This window comes from Brevundimonas guildfordensis (genome assembly GCF_014836405.1).
Classification (GTDB): Bacteria; Pseudomonadota; Alphaproteobacteria; order Caulobacterales; family Caulobacteraceae; genus Brevundimonas; species Brevundimonas guildfordensis.
This window is the reverse complement of the sequence record NZ_JACSQU010000001.1, coordinates 1,035,959-1,050,795: the sequence shown is the minus strand read 5'-3', so window position 1 is coordinate 1,050,795 and position 14,837 is coordinate 1,035,959. Positions and strand designations below refer to the sequence as shown.

Sequence of the window (14,837 nt, the reverse complement as noted above, 5' to 3'; positions counted from 1 at the left end):
CGCGCGGCGAGCGGTAGCCCACGACAACTCGCTCAAGCAGCGCGCGCCCGAGGCGCGCGCGGTAGCGCACCAAGAATGGGCTTCACCCTTGTCGAGTTAATGGTGGTCATCGCCATCATCGGCGTGGCCGCGGGGGCGGTGCTGCTGTCCATGCCGGACCCGCGCCCGACGCTGGCGGTGGAGGCTGAGCGGTTCGCCGCGCGCCTGACGTTGGCGCGCGAAGAGGCGGTGATGACGAACCGCCCGGTCGCGTTGCGGGCTGACACGGGCGGCTATGGCTTCGAGGCCTTTGACGGCGCGGTCTGGACTCCGCTGACCGGCGTGTTGGCGCCCACGGCATGGGGGGAAGGCGCCGCCGTCGCCGCGCCGGCGCGCGCGGTGTTCGACCCGACCGGCGGCGCCGACGCCGCCAGCGTACGGCTGGAGCGCGAGGGCCAGGCCGTGATCGTCGCCATCGACGGCGCGGGCGAGGTGACGATCCATGAGTGAGTGTTCGCCCCGCACGGGCTTCACCCTGATCGAGTGTCTGGTGGCGCTGGCCGTGTTCGGTCTGGCGGCGATGGCGCTGCTGAACCTGTCCGGCGAGAGCACGCGCTCCGCCGCGCGGGTCGAGACGCGGACGCTGGGCGGCATCGTCGCCGATAATGTGGCCGCCGAAGCGATGATCGCGCGCGACCTACCGAGCGGCACGGTGTCGGGGCAGACGGCGTTGGGCGGCCGCGACTGGCGCTGGGTGCGGGTGGTCAGCGCGACGGATATGCCCGGCGTCGGCCGCATCGACGTGCGCGTCTTCGCCGATGAGGAGCAGGCCGCCGAGCGGGTGCTGTTCCGGGCGGCGGGCGCATGAAGGCGTGGCGCAAACCCGCTCAAGCAGCGAGCCGCCGCGCGGCGAGCGATAGCGGAAGAAAGAGAGCCGGATTTACCCTGGTCGAAGTGATGATCGCCCTGCTGATCTTCGCCCTATTGGCGGGGGCGGGCGCGTTGGTGCTGGGGCAGTCGATCGAGACGAGGTTCGCGGTCAAGGCCAACGCTGACCGCACGGCGGCGCTGCAACGCACGCGGGCGATGCTCCGCGCCGATCTGGCCCAGGCGACGGGGCGGCGCGTGCGCGGGCCCACGGGGCGTCCGGCGCCGCAGGCGATCATGGGGCCGCAAATGCCGGGCGATCCCCTGCTGGTGCTGGCCCGCAGCGGGTGGAGCAATCCCGACGGCGCGCCGCGCGCCTCCTTGCAGCGGGTCGAGTACCGGCTGGTCGAGGATCGGCTGGAGCGCCGCGTCGCGCCCTACCTGGACGGGGCGCGAGCCGGGCCGCCGCAGGTGCTGTATCGCGGGGTGAAGGACGCGCGCGTCGCCTTCATTCAGAACGGGTCCGAGGCCCCCGCCTTTTCCGCCAGCAGCGACCGGCCCCTGCCGGACGCGGTGCGGGTGACGTTGACGCTCGACGGCTTCGGCGCGGTCGAGCAGCTGTTTTTGGTCGCGGCTGCATGACGCGGGGCGCGCGCAACCGTCAGGGCATGGCCCTGTTGACCGTCCTTTTGCTGGTGGCGGTGATGGCGGCGCTGTGCGTGGTGCTGCTGGACGACGTGCGCTTTTCCGTGCGCCGCACGACCAACGCCGAGAGCCAGGCGCAGGCGCAAGGCTTTGCGGCGGGGGCGGAGGCATTGGCTCGGCGCCGCCTGTCCGACCTGGTTCGCGCCGATCCCGCCCGCACGCCGCTTCAGCCGCAGTGGAACGGTCGCGTCTTCACCCTGCCGCTGGCAGACGGCGAGGGGCGGGCGGTGATCCGCGACGGCCAGTCCTGCTTCAACCTCAACAGTCTGGTTCTGGGCCAGGGCGAGGACCTGATCGCGCGGCCCGAAGGCGCGGCGCAGTTCATCGCCTTGGGAGCCGCGCTGGGCGTGCCGCGCGGGCGGATGGCGGCGGTCGCGGCGGCCCTGACCGACTGGATGGATGGCGACGCCGAGGTCTCGGCGCAGGGGGCAGAGGATTCGACCTACGCCAGCCGCCCGACGCCCTATCGCACCGGCGGGGTCATGCTGGCCGAAGTCAGCGAGCTGCGCGCCGTGGCCGGGGTGGATGAGGCGCTCTATCGCCGCCTCTGGCCCCATCTGTGCGCCCTGCCGGAGGCGCGGCTGTCGCCGCTGAACCCCAATACGCTGGAGCCGCAGGACGCCGTGCTTCTGGTCGCCATCAGCCGGGGCGTGGTGGGGCTGAACGCGGCCAAGGCGGCCATCGCGGCGCGCCCGGCGACGGGTTGGAGCAGCCCGGACGCCTTCTGGGCTCAGCCCGCCTTGTCGGGCGTGGTCGTCGATGAAGAAGTCAAGGGTCAGGTCACCCTGGCCACCCGTTATTTCGACCTGAGGGTCGAGATCGAGCACGGCGACGCCCGCGCCGTCCGCACCGCCCTGATCCACGTCGCGCCCGATGGCGCGGCGCGCACTGTCATCCGCCGCTGGACTCCAGAAGAATGAGCCCCAGGACATGAGCCACGCCCGCATCCTGTTCATCCCGACCAACGCGACCTTGCCCGCGCGTTTCCTGCTGGTCGACCGCGAGGGCCGGGTCGTCGGGCGCGGCGAGCTGGACCCGCATCAGGCGGATACGCCGCCGACAATCCGCACCATCGCCGTGGCGCCCGGCGCCGACATCATGACGCGCTGGCTGGACCTGCCGCCGGGCAATATGGCGCAGGCCAGAGCCGCCGCACGCTGGGCGCTGCGCGATCAGGCGGCGGGCGAGATCGAGGCGCTGGACGTGGCGTTGGGCGTGGCGCCTGCCGACGGCGGCCCGCGCATGACGGCGGCGGTGTCGGCCAAGCTTCTGCAGGCCTGGCTGCGCTGGATGGAGACCTTCGACATCCGGCCCGAAGCCGTCGTGCCGGACAATCTCAGCCTGCCCGCGCCGCTGGCGCCCGATGCCCTGACCGCCGCGCGGACGGGGGCGGATGTGGCTCTGCGGGGCTCGGCCTTCGGCGTGACGGTGCAGCCTGATCTCGTAGAGGCGATTGCGGCCGGACGAAGCCTGGATTGGCTGGAGGGCGAGGCGTTGGATGCGGCTCTGGCGATGGGTGCGCTGGCGGCGCCGGTGGACCTGCTGCAAGCCCACGACCGGCGCGAACGGGTGAAGTCCGCCAAGGGGTGGCGGCTGGCGGCCGGTCTGGCTGCGGCCCTGCTGGTGTCCCCCCTGATCCTGCTGGCGGCGGAAGGTCTGCGCGACCGGACGGCGGCCGATCAGGCCGAGGCGGCCGCTAGAGTGGGCGCGGTGGCGCTCTATCCCGAGCTGGCGACGGCCGATGATCCGGCGTCCGAGGCCCTTAGCCGCCTTGACGCCGGTCCGCCTGCCGGCGGAACCGCGCGCGCCTTGGCCGCCGTCTTCGCCGCGGTCGAGCGAGTGCCGGGCGCAGAGCTGGACGATGCGACCTTGGGCGGACAAGGACTGCGGGTCACGCTGGCCCATCCCGGATTCAGCGACCTTGACGCGGTCCGCGCCGATCTGGCCGAGGCCGGTCTGGCCGTGGTCGACGAAACCTCCGCCGAGGAGGCGGGTCGTATGGTCAGCACTCTTACGATTGGAGGCGTCCGATGAAGGCTCAGTGGGACTCCGGCGTCGCCTGGTGGGACGGCAGATCCGTGCGCGAGCGGCGAATGCTGGCGGCTATGGGCGCGCTGGTGCTGGGCGTCGTGGTCTGGTTAGCCGTGGTGCGGCCGCTGGACGGCTGGAAGGCGGATCAGGTCCGCGCCCGCGTCGCGGCCGAGCGTCAGTTGCTTCAAGTTCAGACGGCGGCGGCGCAGCGCGGAGCGCGACCGACCGAGGCGGTTGACCTGCAGGCGTTGGTTGCAACGACGGCCTCGGCGGCGGGCGTGCAGCCGACCCTGGGGATGTCGGAGGGCGGGCGGCTCGGCTTCCGACTGGAGCGTGTCACAACGGCCCAGGCCTTCGGCTGGCTGGCGGCGCTAGAGGCAGGCGGGGCGCGGATCGAAGAACTGGGCGTTGTCGAAAACGCCGACGGGACGCTGGGCGTCAGCGGGGCGCTCGCGTCCGGCGTCTAGAGGGTTTTCATCTCGGCCCGTCGTCGGCTGTGGACTTGGGCGTCCGGGCGGGGCAGGTATCGCGATCATGTTCTCACGTCTGGCTCTTCCTTTGATCAGTGTGGCGGTCCTGGCGGGATGCGCCTCGCCGCCTCGTATCGAGACCCGACTATCGGCCGCCGTGCCCGATGCTGTGACGGCCTATCGCCTGTTCGAGGGAGACGCTCCGACCGGGACCGACCGCGCGGCGGCCGACGCGGTGCGACAGGCGCTGGCCGCGCGAGGATGGCGAGAGGTCGATGAGAAGACCGCTTGGCGGGTCGAGACGGCCTACGCCGTGCGGCCTCAGAAGACCGGCGTCTTCACCGATGTCGATGCGCGAGACGGCGAATGGACCGAGGCGCCGCGCCTGCCGCACTTCTGGAGCCGCCGCCGTCAGGTCCATACGTTGAGCGTGATCCTGACAGGGCCGGGTGATGAGGCTGGGGCCTATCGCGTGTCGGCGACTTCGGTCTTGGGGCCAGGTCAGGCCGATGCAGCGCCGGGCCTGCTGGCGGATGCGGCTGTGTCCCAACTGGGCGCTGTCGACTAGCTGACCGGACTGTCCTCTGCGTCCATCACCCGCGGTAAGGTCAAGATGAATGTCGCGCCCGGCGATCCGGCCTGGTGACGGATGGTTCCGCCGTGACGTTCGGCGACCGTTCGGACAAAGGCGAGGCCGAGGCCCGCGCCCCTGTGGTCGGCGCCGCCGTGACCGAAGGCCTGGAACAGGCGCCGGGCGGCGTCTTCGGACAGACCGGGCCCCTGATCGATAACGCTGAGGACGCAGACCGGGCGGCCGTTTTCTTCAGCGCCGCTCAGGCTGACCCGAATGGCGCCGTCCTTGGGGCCGTATTTCAGGGCGTTGTCCAACAGATTGGTGGTCAGGCGGCGCAGCAGGGCGGGATCGCCCTGAACCAGGTATTCGTCTTCGCTATCGGGCGTCAGGATGCGCACGCCCTTCTTCGACGCCTGGGGCCACAGGATGTCGGCGGCGTCCATCGCGACCTGACCCAGGTCCAGGAGCTCTGAGCGATAGGGCTGGCTCTCGGCGCGGGCCAGCTGAACGTAGCCTTCGGCGAGGTCCAGGGTCTGGCGGGCGTAGTCTGCAATACGGCGCTCCGTGGCCGGATCTAGACCCGGCGCGGGGCCGTCCAGCAGGGTGAGGATCGACACCTGAGGCGCACGCATGTCGTGACTGAGCAGTTGCAGGGCCTCGGTTCGCTGGCGCTCGGCGGCGCGGAAACGGGTCATGTCGGCGAAGCGGACGATGTGGCCGACCGGCTCCCCCTCAGCGTCCGTCAGAACCGAAGCGGCCGCCTTCAGGATGCGGCCGTCGGGGGTCGTGATCTCGCCGGGGTCGCCGTCAGGGTCGAGGAAGCGGCGCCAGGCCGGCTCTCCCAGCGACTGAAACAACAGGGGCAGATCGGCGTCCGTCTGCAACCGGCCGCCAAACAGAGCCTCGGCCCGGTCATTGGACAGGATGATGCGGGCGTGAGGATCGGCCACCACCGTGGCGTCGGGCAGGCTGCGCAGGGCGTCCGAGATGAAGCGCTCCAGGTCGCGGACCTGGCGCACGGCGGCGCGCAAGGCGTCAACCTGACGGGCGACCACGTCGCCCCCTCGGGCCGGGCCGGTCAGGCCCACGCCGTCGCGCTCGAAGGCCTCGACCTCGCTCTGCATATAGGCTGAGGCGGCGGCCAGACGGCGCCAGCTCCACAACGGATAGGCCAGAACCAGACCCGCCACCGCCGCCGAGGGCGGGAACCACAGGTCGCCCGCAAGGAAGGCGAACGCCGAGGCGAACAAGGTCAGTGCGATCAGGCCCGCGCCCAGGGCCATGTTCGCGGCGGGGCGGAGAACGAGGAAGCCCGCGATCAGCAAGCTGAGCGGCAGCAGCGATAAAGCCAGCACCCAGCCAGGGGACAGGCTTCGCGGCCCGCCGCCATCAAGCAGCGTCTGCAGCAGGGCGGCCTGTACCTCGACCCCAGGGCGCAGCTCGCCATGCGGGGTGGCAGGCGTAGCGTATCGGTCTCCCAGGCCGGGCGCCGTGGCTCCCACCAGCGTCAGCCTGTCCTTGAGGAAGCCAGCGGGCGTTTCGCCGTTCAGCACGTCTATGAAGGACAGCGTGCGGAAAGCTCCGGGCGGGCCACGGTAGACGACGGCTTCCGACGATCCGGCATATAACGTGTCATCGGTACGCGGCGCCGGCGGCACCGGGACAGCGCGCCGGGTTGCGGCGAGAGGCAGGATCAGATGAGGCCAGGTCCGATCGCCTGACTGTAGATAGAGCGGCAGGCGTCGCACGGCGCCGTCATTATCGACGGTCAGATTGACGTGACCCGTCCCCGCCGCCGCCTCGGCGAGAACAGGCGCGGGGGCGTCTTCGCGAAAGGCGGCGCCGTTCAGGCCCGGGGCGTCCACCACAACCGGCAGGCTGACCTTGCCGTTACGGCTCAGGGCGCCAGCCAAGCCGTCATCCTGGGCTGAGGGTTCGGTGAAGAGGACGTCATAGGCCACCGGCCCGGCGCTGGCCTGGGTCAGGCGGTCGATCAGTCTCGCATGGAGATCGCGCGGCCAGGGCCACTGGCCCAAAGCTTCCAGGCTGCGGTCGTCGATGGCGATGATGACGATGGCGTCGTCGGCCGGTCCGGCCTGGGCCCGCATCAGGGCGTCATAAGCCAGATGGTCGGCGCCGTCGGCCACAGGTGACAGCGCCAGCCAGGCGACCAGGAGGGCTGACGACGCCGCGACAACGGCCCATTCGATCAAAACGCGACGGCCTGAGAGCCTGGCGCCGAACCAGCCTTTCCAACCGCCAGTCGGCGCGGCAGGCGCAGCCAAGTCTAGCGCCCGATGCGCAGTTGCTGAGGCTCGGACCAGGCCTCGAGCAGGCGGCCGAAGCGATGGCGCGCGCTCTGCACCCGCCAGTTGTAGACGCCGGGCGGCAGGTCGCTCAGCGTGAAGGCCTCGTCGGTCAGGCCGGGTTGGTCGATCAGCATGGGGCCGTCGACGCCGCCGTCTTCAGCTTCGCCCCACAGCTGAAAGCGGAAGGCGGCCTGGCCTACGCCCTCGGCCTCCCAACGGAAGCGATAGAACCGCCTGCGCTCCCGTCGTTCCATAGCCGAAGCCAGGCCGCCGACGCCGTTGCGCGCGCGAATGAAGCTATAGGTTGTGGCCTTCCCCTCCAGCCCTTCGGGCGACAGGGCGGTCAGGCGCAGGAAATAGGCGCCTTCTTCCATCTCTCCGAACATCAGGGGGCCGCCGGGCGCGCTGTCGGCCTCGGCGAAGGATTCGACCATGCCGGCGTCCTGAGCGACGCGGCCGCGATAGCGCTCAGCGCCAGCCAGGGGCTCGACCTCAAACACGACCTGGGCCCGCGTCTGAGGCGCGTCAGGGCGGGCGAGGGCAGGGGCGGGCAGCAGGGGCAGCAGGAGGACGGCGCCGACCGCAACGCTGACGCCCTGATCGGCTGCAGCGAGGGTTCCAGCCTCGCCGGCGGCCACCACGACGGCGCCTTCCAAGACTTCTGTGGCGGAGCGCGCGCTCGCCTCGTCGAACGAGACGCGGAAGTCGGTGCCGCGCACGGCCGACACCGAGACTGGCGTACGAATGGCGAAACCGCCGGGGCGAGTCCGGGGCGTGACCTTCGATTCCGCGCGGCCTGCCTCGACCGTCAGGGCGTGGTCTACGGCGCCGTTGATGGCGTAGCGGCGCAGGCGGCTGACACGTACGCGGCTATTGGATGGCACCACCACATGGCTGCCGTCCGATAGCGCCAAGCGGACGAATGCGTTGGGGCCAGTGCTCAGGACGGCGGATTCGCGAACAATCTGACCGGCTGTGGGCGCGGCTGCGACGCCATCCTGATGCAAGGTCACGGCGCCGCGAAAGCCGGCGATGCGCGCCTGATCTGGATCGGCGCGCAGCAGATCCACGGGAAGCGCCAGGGTGCGGCCGATGGCCAGGCGGCGCGGGTTGACGACGCGGTTCTCGCGTTGGACCCGACGATAATCCAGCGGCCTGTTCATATAGGCGGTGGCCAGGTCGAACAGGGTGTCGCCTCGGCGCACCACGTAGTCGAGAGTCTCGGTCGGGCGCGAAGGCGCGGTCGATTGCCCAAGCGCCGGCGAGGCCGACAGGAGAACCGCAGCCGCCAGAACACAGGACCAGTTGGACTTCATGCCTCGCCTCATCCGCGGACCTCAGGCGTCGACGGCGGCTTCAGCCCCCGCGACGCGCTCAAGACGGTAACCGTAGCTGTAAATGGGTGTGAGGCGGAAGCCTTGCTCTGGCCGCAGTTCCAGCTTGTTGCGCACTCGCGAGACGTGCATGTCCAGCGAGCGGCTGTTCAGATTGGGCTCGTTGCCCCAGACCGTCTCCAGGATGTAGGTCCGCGACAACGCCCGGTGCAGATTGCGGAACAGCAGCAGGGCCAAGGCGTACTCCTTGGCCGTCAGGGCGATCGTCTCGCCGCTCCGGGCGACGCTGCCAGCGGCTTCGTGGAAGGCGATGTCGTCGTAGGTCTCTATGCCCGGGGTGACCGGCTGGGCGTAGGCGCGGCGGATCAGGGCGTTGATGCGGGCGGCCAGCACCGGCTTGGACAGAGGTTTAGGCAGATAATCGTCCGCTCCGGCGTCCAGCCCCGCGACGACGTCTTCGTCCTCGGCGCGGCTGGTGACGAGCAGCATCGGCGGCGCCGGCTTCAGATTGGTTCGTGCCCAGGTCAGGATTTCCAGGCCCGACCGGTCCGGCAGGTTCCAGTCGACAATGATCATGTCGAAAGTGTCTTTGCGCAGCGCCGAGATCAACGCTTGGCCGCGCGAAAAAAGAGTGGCGCGATAACCGGCGTCCTCGACCACGTCGGAGATAAACTCCAACTGGACCGGATCGTCATCCAACACCGCGATTTTCATAAGTCTTCACGCTCCAGGAATAGGTGAAGCATAACGGTGGAAGCGGCAGTTTAGGGGTGCCGGTAAATGTAAAATATGGTCACCTCGCGGAAAGGTTGAATTCCTCTTCCGATAAGCTTGGCAGAGGCGTCAAGCGAGGCGCCTCGTCCCGACACAGGGCCTTGATCCAGCGCCGGACGGTTTTCAGTCGCGCGGACCCATGAACCTCGCGGTGAGTGCTGAGCCAGAAGCGCCGCTCGATCTGCACCTGATCGGCCAGGACGCGGGTCAGCCCTTCGGCCATGAAGCAGGGCAGCACGCCGATGCCGCCGCCCGCCGCCACCATGTCCCGCTGGGCGCGGATGGACGAGGACGCCAGGCGCGGCCGCAGGTTCGGCCGGATCTCCTCGAGATAGCGCAGTTCGGGCGCATAGATCAGGTCGTCGACATAGCCGACCATGTCGAAGCGGTTCAGGTCGTCGATGCTTTCCGGCACGCCGTGCCGCTGCATATGCTCGGCCGAGGCGTAGAGCGCGAGCTGGTATGTCGTCAGCGGCTCGACGATCAGACGCGGGCTGTCGGCGGGGCTGAGGGTGATGGCCATGTCCACCTCGCGGCGGCTGGGCGACAGGAAGCCGGAGCTAGCCGCCAGTTCGACGTTGAGCCCCGGATGCGCCGCCAGCAGGCCGGGCAGGGCGGGGGCCAGCACCGCGCCGCCAAAGCCCTCCGAGGCGCTGATCCGCACGGCGCCCGCGATCAGGTCGGGCTGGGTGACGCGCCCGGCGGCCTCCATCGCGCTTTCGGCGTCCAGCGCTCGCTCCAGCAGTTGGGCGCCCGTCGCCGTCAGTTGAAGCCCGGCCGCCGAGCGCACAAGCAGCGTCGACTTCAGCGCCGTCTCCAGCCGCGCGACGCGCCGTCCCACCGTGGCCGCATCCACGCCCAGCCGCTGCGCTGCCGTGGCCAATGAGCCGGCGCGGGCGGCGGCCAGAAACACCCTCAGATCATCCCAGTCGAACATATGCAGATATGCACATCATCACCTGCAAGATTGCAATGGGCCTGACTGCGCCGCTCTGCTAGGGCAGGCTCACGAAGAACGATAATCAGCGGGAGAGACGCCAATGCGCGACATTCGCCACTTCATCGACGGTGCGGCTTTCGAAGGGGCGTCGGGCCGCTTCGGCGACGTCTTCAACCCCAATACCGGCGAGGTTCAGGCCCGCGTCCAGCTGGCGACGCCGTCGGAGCTGGACCGCGCGGTCCGGTCGGCGCAGGCCGCCTTCGAAGGCTGGTCCTCGACCAACCCGCAGCGCCGCGCCCGCGTCATGTTCGAGTTCAAGCGCCTGGTCGAGGCGAACATGAACGAACTGGCCGAAATGCTGTCCAGCGAGCACGGCAAGGTCATCGCCGACTCCAAGGGCGACATCCAGCGCGGTCTGGAAGTGATCGAGTTCGCCTGCGGCATCCCGCACGCGCTGAAGGGCGAATACACTCTGGGCGCGGGTCCGGGCATCGACGTCTATTCCTCGCGTCAGGCGCTGGGCGTGGTGGCGGGCATCACCCCGTTCAACTTCCCGGCCATGATCCCGATGTGGATGTTCGGCGTCGCCATCGCGGTCGGCAACACCTTCATCCTGAAGCCGTCAGAGCGCGACCCGTCCGTGCCGGTCCGCCTGGGCGAACTGATGATGGAGGCGGGCGCGCCCAACGGCGTGCTGAACGTCGTCCACGGCGACAAGACGGCGGTCGACGCCATCCTGGCCCACCCTGACATCCACGCCGTCAGCTTCGTCGGCTCGTCGGACATCGCGCATTACGTCTATCAAACGGGCGCCCAGCACGGGAAACGCGTCCAGGCGATGGGCGGGGCCAAGAACCACGGCATCGTCATGCCCGACGCCGATCTGGACCAGGTGATCAAGGACCTGTCGGGCGCGGCCTATGGCTCGGCCGGCGAACGCTGCATGGCCCTGCCGGTCGTGGTGCCGGTCGGCAAGAAGACCGCCGATGAGCTGCGCGAGCGTCTGGTCGCGGAAATCCCCACCCTGCGCGTCGGCGTCTCGACCGACGATCAGGCCCACTATGGCCCGGTGGTCTCGGCCCAGCACCGCGACCGCGTCGCCGGCTGGATCGCCAAGGGCGTCGAGGAAGGCGCCGAACTGGTCGTCGACGGCCGCGACTTCAGCCTGCAGGGGCATGAGAAGGGCTACTTCATCGGCCCGTCGCTGTTCGACCATGTGACGACGGACATGTCGTCCTATCAGGAAGAGATCTTCGGCCCGGTGCTGCAGATCGTCCGCGCCGCGAACTTTGAAGAGGCGCTGAGCCTGCCCAGCAAGCACCAGTACGGCAACGGCGTCGCCATCTTCACCCAGAACGGCCGCGCGGCCCGCGACTTCGCCGCCCGCGTCAACGTCGGCATGGTCGGCATCAACGTGCCGATCCCGGTGCCGGTGGCCTATCACTCCTTCGGCGGCTGGAAACGCTCGGGCTTCGGCGACACCAACCAGTACGGCATGGAAGGCGTGAAGTTCTGGACCAAGACCAAGACCGTCACCGCCCGCTGGCCCGACAGCGCGCTGGAGCACGAGGACAGCAGCTTCATCATCCCGACGATGAGCTGACGCCGCGCGCTTTCCTCCCCACGCCAGTGGGGAGGGGGACCACGAAGTGGTGGAGGGGCCTCTTAGGGCAGCGGAACCAAGCGGCCCCTCCGTCTCGGCCGCTCCGCGTCCGATTCACCTCCCCCACGAAGTGGGGAGGAGAAAGTCAGCTCAGCGTATAGGGGATCACCCCCCGCTCATTCTCCGGCACGGCCAGCGTCCGGTCGATCGGCGGAAACGCGCGCTGGGTGCAGTCCGTCCGCTCGCAGATGCGGCAGTTGACCCCCATGCGCGTCGGCGGGCCGTTCAGGTCCAGTCCGTCGGCGTAGACCAACTGAGCCGCGTGCTCGATCTCGCATCCCAGACCCAGGGCATAGCGCCGATCCGGCTCCAAAAACGACCCGCCGGGCTTGGACACGCTCTTGGCGATGCAGACGTAGCGGGCGCCGTCGGGCATCTCCGATAGATTGACCAGGATGCGATCCGGGGCGCTGAACGCCTCATGCACGTTCCACAGCGGGCAGGCGCCGCCGAAGCGGGCGAACTGGAAGCGCGTCGCGCTGTGCCGCTTGGTGATGTTCCCGGCCATGTCGACCCGCGCGAAGTAGAAGGGCACGCCGCGCCAGCCGGGGCGCTGTAGCGTGCTCAGCCGGTGGCAGGCCTGTTCGAAGCTGACATGGAAGCGGTTGCGCAGGCGGTCCACGTCGTGCCGCAACTCCCGCGCCGCCTCCAGAAACGCGCGATAGGGCAGCAGCAGCGCCCCCGCCGCATAGTTGGCCAGACCGACCCTGCACACGTCGCGCGCGGCAGGAATGTCGAAGGCGGCCCGATCCAGTTCGTGCTCGATCAGATCCTCGAACCGTAAGCGAACCAGTTGGTGCGCCATCTGGAAGGCGCGGGTGGCGCCCGGCAGGCTGGCGTCGACATAGAGGATGCGCGCGCCGGGATCGAAACGCCGCATGGCGCCGCGTCCCTGACTGGTGGCGACGCGCACGCCGCATAGATCGTTCAGGGCGGCCTCCAGCGCCCGCTCCGGGTGGGCGCCGTCGCCCAGGTTTAGCCGTGCGGCCAGATCCTCGGCCGCCCGGTCCAAAGCGTCGATGTAGTTGTCGCGATAGTGGAAGAAGTCGCGCACCGCCTCATAGGGCAGGGCGGGGGCGGCCGGCGTACCCCGCTCGTCACGGCCCAGGGTCTCGTTCAGCGTCTTCAGCCGCTCGTCCAGACGGCGATAGTCCTGATGCAAGGCCAGGAACTGCCGCGCCAGCCGGGGCGCGTTCATGGCCGCCTGCTTCAGCTCGCCCGCCGTCGGCGCTTCGGCGTGGCCGGCGACATCGGTGGTCGCCTCGCGCAGGTCGGCGATCAGGCGGGCGTCGCCGTCCAGATCGAACAGGCTGGCGTCCACGTCGAAGGCGCGCGTCAGGGCGATCAGCACCCGCGCCGTGGCCGGGCGCTGGTTGGTCTCGATCTGCGACAGGTAGGAGGGCGACAGCGCCAACCGCCCGGCGCACTGCTCCAGCGTCCATCCGCGCGTCTCGCGCAGCTTGCGGACCTTGGTCCCGAGGTAGAGTTTCTGAGCCATGATCCGCGCCGTGTCGCAGGCGTTGCAACTTTGCAAAAACGCTTGTCCGCCTTGGCAGGCTTACGCACTTACGCACCTTTTGCAAAGTTGCGATTGCCTTTCTGCGATGAAACGGCTTGTTGGACCGTGAACGAAGTCAGGGAGTCGCCCAACCATGAGCCAGGCCATCCTCGAGGAGCTCGAGCGCCGTCGCGCCGCCGCCAAGCTGGGCGGAGGCGAGAAGCGCATCGCCAGCCAGCACGCCAAGGGCAAGCTGACCGCCCGCGAACGCATCGGCGTCCTGCTGGACGAAGGCTCCTTCGAAGAGACCGACATGTTCGTGGAGCACCGCAGCCACGACTTCGGGATGCAGGATCAGCGCATCCCCGGCGACGGCGTCGTCACCGGGCGCGGCACGATCAACGGCCGTCTGGTCTATGTCTTCTCGAAGGACTTTACGGTGTTCGGCGGCTCGCTGTCGGGCGCCCACGCGGCCAAGATCGTCAAGATCCAGAAGATGGCCCTGACGGCCGGCGCCCCGATCATCGGCCTGTTCGACGCCGGCGGCGCGCGCATTCAGGAGGGGGTGGAGTCGCTGGCCGGTTACGCCGACATCTTCCTGCAGAACACGCTGGCGAGCGGCGTCATCCCGCAGATTTCGGTCATCATGGGCCCGTGCGCGGGCGGCGACGTCTATTCGCCCGCCATCACCGACTTTATCTTCATGGTGAAGGACACCTCCTACATGTACGTGACCGGCCCCGACGTGGTGAAGACGGTCACCAACGAGGTCGTCAGCCACGAGGATCTGGGCGGCGCCCGCGTCCATGCGGGCAAGTCGGGCGTCGCCGACGGCGCCTTTGAGAACGATCTGGAGGCCCTGTCGGAGGTGCGCCGCCTGATCGGCTTCCTGCCGCTGTCGAACCGCGAGACGCCGCCGGTCCGCGACACCTATGACGAGCCGGATCGCGACGAAGCCTCGCTGGACACCTTGGTCCCGGCTAATCCGAACCAGCCCTATGACATGAAGGAACTGATCCTGAAGACGGTCGACGAGGCCGATTTCTTCGAGATCGGCGCCGACTTTGCCAAGAACATCATCTGCGGCTTCGGCCGCCTGGACGGCCAGCCGGTCGGCATCGTCGGCAACCAGCCTCAGACGCTGGCGGGCGTGCTGGACATCGACAGCAGCCGCAAGGCCGCGCGCTTCGTGCGCTTCTGCGACGCCTTCCACATCCCGCTGGTGACCTTCGTGGACGTGCCGGGCTTCATGCCGGGCACCAAGCAGGAATACGGCGCCCTGATCAAACACGGCGCTAAGCTGCTGTTCGCCTATGCCGAAGCCACCGTGCCCAAGCTGACGGTCATCACGCGCAAGGCCTATGGCGGCGCCTATGACGTCATGAGCTCCAAGCACCTGCGCGGCGACGTCAACTACGCCTGGCCCACCGCCGAGATCGCGGTCATGGGCGCCAAGGGCGCGGTCGAGATCATCTTCCGCAAGGAGGCCGGCGACCCCGAGGCCCTGGCGGCGCGCGAGGCCGAATACAAGGAACGCTTCGCCAACCCCTTCGTGGCGGCCGGGCTCGGCTACATCGATGACGTCATCATGCCCCACGGCACCCGCCGTCGCCTGATCAAGGCCCTGAAGACGCTGAAGAACAAGACCCAGGAAAATCCCTGGAAGAAGCACGACAACATCCCGCTGTAAGGC

General features: G+C 69.1%; 14 protein-coding genes. 9 read left to right on the top strand and 5 right to left on the bottom strand.

Translation table 11 applies throughout. The annotated features are described in order from the left end of the window. The first annotated feature begins 75 nt into the window (after positions 1-75). The 7 genes from H9656_RS05070 (at position 76) to H9656_RS05040 (ending at position 4,620) form a co-directional block, all read left to right on the top strand. On the top strand, positions 76-489 hold the full coding sequence (locus H9656_RS05070; protein WP_191743140.1) for a GspH/FimT family pseudopilin: 414 nt from the start codon (positions 76-78) through the stop codon (positions 487-489). Further along, positions 482-847 (top strand): type II secretion system minor pseudopilin GspI, encoded by a 366-nt coding sequence (gene gspI, locus H9656_RS05065; protein ID WP_191743139.1) that lies wholly within the window; start codon positions 482-484, stop codon positions 845-847. The genes H9656_RS05070 and gspI overlap by 8 nt, the downstream gene beginning before the upstream one ends. Continuing rightward, positions 844-1,488, top strand: coding sequence for a type II secretion system minor pseudopilin GspJ (gene gspJ, locus H9656_RS05060; RefSeq protein ID WP_191743138.1), 645 nt, complete (start codon positions 844-846; stop codon positions 1,486-1,488). The genes gspI and gspJ overlap by 4 nt, the downstream gene beginning before the upstream one ends. Next, positions 1,485-2,471, top strand: a complete 987-nt coding sequence (gene gspK / locus H9656_RS05055; protein ID WP_191743137.1) for a type II secretion system minor pseudopilin GspK — start codon at positions 1,485-1,487, stop codon at positions 2,469-2,471. The genes gspJ and gspK overlap by 4 nt, the downstream gene beginning before the upstream one ends. A gap of 10 nt (positions 2,472-2,481) precedes the next feature. After that, positions 2,482-3,585 (top strand): type II secretion system protein GspL, encoded by a 1,104-nt coding sequence (gspL, locus tag H9656_RS05050; RefSeq protein WP_191743136.1) that lies wholly within the window; start codon positions 2,482-2,484, stop codon positions 3,583-3,585. Next, the gene (gene gspM / locus H9656_RS05045; protein ID WP_191743135.1) at positions 3,582-4,049 is read left to right on the top strand and encodes a type II secretion system protein GspM; all 468 of its coding nucleotides are present in this window, start codon (positions 3,582-3,584) and stop codon (positions 4,047-4,049) included. The genes gspL and gspM overlap by 4 nt, the downstream gene beginning before the upstream one ends. Positions 4,050-4,116: 67 nt before the next feature. After that, a complete protein-coding gene (locus H9656_RS05040; protein ID WP_191743134.1) occupies positions 4,117-4,620 on the top strand; it encodes a hypothetical protein in 504 nt (167 codons plus the stop codon). On the opposite strand, the gene H9656_RS05035 is transcribed toward H9656_RS05040, so the two are convergent. The 4 genes from H9656_RS05035 to H9656_RS05020 all read right to left on the bottom strand — a co-directional run bounded on the left by H9656_RS05035 (position 4,617) and on the right by H9656_RS05020 (position 9,980). Next, entirely contained in the window at positions 4,617-6,839 is a 2,223-nt protein-coding gene (locus tag H9656_RS05035) for a CHASE2 domain-containing protein (protein WP_225212228.1), read from the bottom strand. The genes H9656_RS05040 and H9656_RS05035 overlap by 4 nt on opposite strands. A gap of 74 nt (positions 6,840-6,913) precedes the next feature. Next, a complete protein-coding gene (locus H9656_RS05030) occupies positions 6,914-8,251 on the bottom strand; it encodes a FecR domain-containing protein (protein WP_191743132.1) in 1,338 nt (445 codons plus the stop codon). Positions 8,252-8,272: 21 nt separating this feature from the next. Further along, on the bottom strand, positions 8,273-8,983 hold the full coding sequence (locus tag H9656_RS05025; protein WP_191743131.1) for a response regulator transcription factor: 711 nt from the start codon (positions 8,981-8,983) through the stop codon (positions 8,273-8,275). Positions 8,984-9,062: 79 nt separating this feature from the next. Next, the gene (locus H9656_RS05020; RefSeq protein ID WP_191743130.1) at positions 9,063-9,980 is read right to left on the bottom strand and encodes a LysR family transcriptional regulator; all 918 of its coding nucleotides are present in this window, start codon (positions 9,978-9,980) and stop codon (positions 9,063-9,065) included. A 103-nt stretch (positions 9,981-10,083) separates the two neighbouring features. Between H9656_RS05020 and H9656_RS05015 the strand changes: the two genes are divergently transcribed. Further along, a complete protein-coding gene (locus H9656_RS05015) occupies positions 10,084-11,586 on the top strand; it encodes a CoA-acylating methylmalonate-semialdehyde dehydrogenase (protein ID WP_191743129.1) in 1,503 nt (500 codons plus the stop codon). A 145-nt stretch (positions 11,587-11,731) separates the two neighbouring features. Here the strand turns inward: H9656_RS05015 and H9656_RS05010 are convergent, their stop codons facing one another. Further along, complete coding sequence (locus H9656_RS05010; protein WP_191743128.1) at positions 11,732-13,144, bottom strand: short-chain fatty acyl-CoA regulator family protein; 1,413 nt, start codon at positions 13,142-13,144, stop codon at positions 11,732-11,734. 154 nt (positions 13,145-13,298) lie between these two features. Here H9656_RS05010 and H9656_RS05005 point away from each other — a divergent pair, with 154 nt between their 5' ends. Then, the gene (locus tag H9656_RS05005; protein ID WP_191743127.1) at positions 13,299-14,834 is read left to right on the top strand and encodes an acyl-CoA carboxylase subunit beta; all 1,536 of its coding nucleotides are present in this window, start codon (positions 13,299-13,301) and stop codon (positions 14,832-14,834) included. Positions 14,835-14,837 lie beyond the last annotated feature (3 nt).

Coding starts and splice junctions, on each gene's coding strand:
- H9656_RS05020 (WP_191743130.1), bottom strand. CDS start 9,980: ATGTTCGACTGGGATGATCTGAGGGTGTTTCTGGCCGCCGCCCGCGCC.
- gspK (WP_191743137.1), top strand. CDS start 1,485: ATGACGCGGGGCGCGCGCAACCGTCAGGGCATGGCCCTGTTGACCGTC.
- H9656_RS05070 (WP_191743140.1), top strand. CDS start 76: ATGGGCTTCACCCTTGTCGAGTTAATGGTGGTCATCGCCATCATCGGC.
- H9656_RS05030 (WP_191743132.1), bottom strand. CDS start 8,251: ATGAAGTCCAACTGGTCCTGTGTTCTGGCGGCTGCGGTTCTCCTGTCG.
- H9656_RS05005 (WP_191743127.1), top strand. CDS start 13,299: ATGAGCCAGGCCATCCTCGAGGAGCTCGAGCGCCGTCGCGCCGCCGCC.
- H9656_RS05015 (WP_191743129.1), top strand. CDS start 10,084: ATGCGCGACATTCGCCACTTCATCGACGGTGCGGCTTTCGAAGGGGCG.
- gspL (WP_191743136.1), top strand. CDS start 2,482: ATGAGCCACGCCCGCATCCTGTTCATCCCGACCAACGCGACCTTGCCC.
- H9656_RS05040 (WP_191743134.1), top strand. CDS start 4,117: ATGTTCTCACGTCTGGCTCTTCCTTTGATCAGTGTGGCGGTCCTGGCG.
- H9656_RS05025 (WP_191743131.1), bottom strand. CDS start 8,983: ATGAAAATCGCGGTGTTGGATGACGATCCGGTCCAGTTGGAGTTTATC.
- gspM (WP_191743135.1), top strand. CDS start 3,582: ATGAAGGCTCAGTGGGACTCCGGCGTCGCCTGGTGGGACGGCAGATCC.
- gspJ (WP_191743138.1), top strand. CDS start 844: ATGAAGGCGTGGCGCAAACCCGCTCAAGCAGCGAGCCGCCGCGCGGCG.
- H9656_RS05010 (WP_191743128.1), bottom strand. CDS start 13,144: ATGGCTCAGAAACTCTACCTCGGGACCAAGGTCCGCAAGCTGCGCGAG.
- gspI (WP_191743139.1), top strand. CDS start 482: ATGAGTGAGTGTTCGCCCCGCACGGGCTTCACCCTGATCGAGTGTCTG.